Source organism: Microvirga sp. GN3, assembly GCF_055792825.1.
Map to the genome: position 1 here is coordinate 1 of NZ_JBVVAK010000285.1, position 2,884 is coordinate 2,884.

Consider the following 2,884-nt stretch of genomic DNA (forward strand, 5'->3'; position numbering starts at 1 on the left):
GTCGACGACCTGCATCGCCTCGCCCGCCGCGAGTTCGGCCGGCTGAAGCGCCGCCCCGAAATGATCGTCCGCTTCTTCCGCCATGCAGGTCTCTCCGTTACCGGAATCCCGTGACGATCATTAGTGAGGCATCGCCGCGTCCCCTTCGAGATGAGCGCTGGAATAGATCTTGTGAGCAAGAGCGGCCAGACCGAGCAGCGTGATCGAGGCGAGAGCGCAGCAAGCCGCAAAGCCCAGCGAGAAGCCGCTCCGTGCCACCTCCAACCATACCGGTGTGGATTCGCCCATCGCCTTGGCCGTCTCAACCGCGCCGGCAAGCGTGGTAGAAACTGCCAGTTGCTGGGCTGTGTTCAGCCCACTCAGGTCTACGCCGTCCATCGTCATGCGATAGACAAGCGTTCCAAGGCTTCCAAGAAGAGCGACGCCAAGCGCGCCGCCAAACTCTGCGCTTGTTTCAGAGATTGCGGAGGCCGAACCTGCCTGCTCCGGTGGCGCGGTCCCCACGATCAGGCCTGTCGTGGTGAGGATAACCGGCACGAAGCCGAGACCCACCAGCATGCTTGCTGCAAGGACGCCGACCAGGCTCTCGGCGTACGCGGCGGCTGCCATCACGGAGACGCCGACGGCATTGACGAGCAGACCCAGGAGGACAGTCTTGACCGGCCCAAGCCGGTTCGTGAATCGGTGTGATTGAAACGACATGATCGTGAAGACGAGCGCGGACGGCACAGACCACAAGGCCGCTTCGAGCGGCGCCAGGTCAAGAACCAGTTGCAGAAACAGGTTCTGAAACAGGAACACACCAAACACGAAAAACACGCCAGCCAGATTGACGATCAGCGAGGCGGTGAAGGCCGGGATGCGGAACAGGCGGAGGTCGATCAGCGGATGCGCGAGGCTTTTCTGGCGGCGCACGAACAGCACGCCGACCAGCAGACCGGCCGCAATGGCCAACAGTTGGCGCGGCGCGAAGCCATCGGCTGCCATATGTTTGAAGCCGTAGATGATCGGCAGTACGGTCCCAAGCGACAATGCCACACTGAGCAAATCAAGCCTTTCGCCGCCCTCATTCTTATATTCCGGCAACAGGAAGGGCGCAGCGACCAGCAGCGCGAGCATGATCGGGATGTTGATCAGAAACACCGATCCCCAATGAAAGTATTGCAGCAGCACCCCGCCGATCAGAGGTCCCACCAACCCACCCAAGGCGAAGGCGGAGCCCCAGATGCCGATCGCCCGGTTCCGCTCGGCCTCGTTCTGAAAGAGATTGACCACCAGGGACAGGGTCGACGGAGCAATGGTCGCGCCGGCGATCCCAAGCAACGCGCGAGCAATGATGAGCTGCTGAGCTGTGCTTGCAAAGGCGGCCAGTGCGGACGCCAAACCGAAAGCGAAGGCCCCGATGAGCAGCACGCGCCGACGGCCGATCCGATCGCCAAGCGTGCCCATCGTCACGAGGAAGCCCGCAACCATGAAGCCGTAGATGTCGTTGATCCAGAGAAGCTCTGATGCCGATGGATCGAGATCTGCGACGATGGCGGGCATCGCCAGAAAGAGGACTGACAAGTCCATCGAGTAGATCAGACAGGCGGTCGACAGAACGCAGAGCCCGATCCACTCACGGCGTCCGGCAAGCGGCTGGTCTTGAACTGTTGCCTGTTCTTTCATGACCCGACTTTCATCTTTGCAAGGGCAGGTACTTACACGCCCTCGCGAGGATTCGGCAACCCGAACAGCCCTGATCGACACCGCCCTATTCCAGAACAACGACGGCTTCGACCTCGAAGAGCATGGGGTCAATGGCAAGCTTGGGGACGGGCATCAGAGTCTGCGCCGGCAGCGCTGCGCCGAACATTGCCTTGACGTTTTTGGTCAGCACCTCAAGCTTGGACATATCGTGATCGACCACGAGGACCGTGAGCTTGGCGACCTGATCCGGCTTTGCACCGAGCGCCTCGAGGGCGGTGCGCAAATTTGCATAGGCTTGCTCAACCTGGACGGCAAAGTCGGGCGACAAGCCTCCCGTGCTGTCCTGGCCGCCCTGCCCTGAAATATAGGCCACCCTCGCTCCACTGGGCACGATCACCGCAGTGCTGTAGCCATTCGGCGATGGGTCATAGAGGTTTTGGGGATTGAACGAAGCCGCTGACGCGGCATTTGGTGCCCGGGGATGCGGATGATGCTTCTGTTTTGAAGGATTGCGGCTGTTGAAGCGCAATTCCAGAACAGGAGATCAAGATGGTCGAGTTGAGCCCTCTGCGCCGTCGTATGATCGAGGACATGACGGTCCGCAATCTGTCGCCCGCCACGCAGCGATCCTACATCCACGCGGTAGCGAAGTTTTCGCGCTATTTCGGCCGGTCCCCGGCTCGGCTTGGCCTGGAAGATGTCCGCGCCTTCCAGGTGCATCTGGTGGCGAAGGGGATCTCATGGTCGGCGCTGAACCAGACGGTCTGCGCGCTGCGGTTCTTTTACGGCGTGACACTGGGCCATGCCGAGATTCCAGAACGGATTGCCTATGCGCGCTTGCCCCGCAAGCTGCCCGTGGTGCTGAGCGCGGATGAGGTTGTCCGGTTCCTCGAGGCGGTGCCCAGCCTGCAGACGCGCACCGCGCTGACCACGGCCTATGCCGCGGGCCTCCGTGCCTCCGAGACCGTCGGCCTGAAGGTCGGCGACATCGACAGCGAACGCGGTGTCATCCTGATCGCGCACGGCAAGGGCGGCAAGGACCGATACGTCATGCTGTCGGCGCAGCTTCTGCGCATCCTCCGGGTCTATTGGCGGCTGGCAAAGCCCAACGACTGGCTGTTTCGCGGTCGTGACGCAACCGCGCCAATCGATGTGCAGGTTCTCTCTTCGGCATGCCGCTCGGCGTGGATCGCCG

The 2,884-nt window shown here is 61.9% G+C and carries 3 protein-coding genes; 1 reads left to right on the plus strand and 2 read right to left on the minus strand.

All coding sequences use genetic code 11. The annotated features are described in order from the left end of the window. Positions 1 to 120: 120 nt before the first annotated feature. On the minus strand, positions 121 to 1,668 hold the full coding sequence (locus ACS5Q1_RS46360; RefSeq protein WP_473104536.1) for an MFS transporter: 1,548 nt from the start codon (positions 1,666 to 1,668) through the stop codon (positions 121 to 123). 85 nt (positions 1,669 to 1,753) lie between these two features. Next, on the minus strand, positions 1,754 to 2,218 hold the full coding sequence (locus tag ACS5Q1_RS46365) for a RidA family protein (RefSeq protein ID WP_473104537.1): 465 nt from the start codon (positions 2,216 to 2,218) through the stop codon (positions 1,754 to 1,756). A gap of 20 nt (positions 2,219 to 2,238) precedes the next feature. Here ACS5Q1_RS46365 and ACS5Q1_RS46370 point away from each other — a divergent pair. Further along, the coding region (locus ACS5Q1_RS46370) for a tyrosine-type recombinase/integrase (protein WP_473104538.1) at positions 2,239 to 2,884 on the plus strand (646 nt) is incomplete at its 3' end.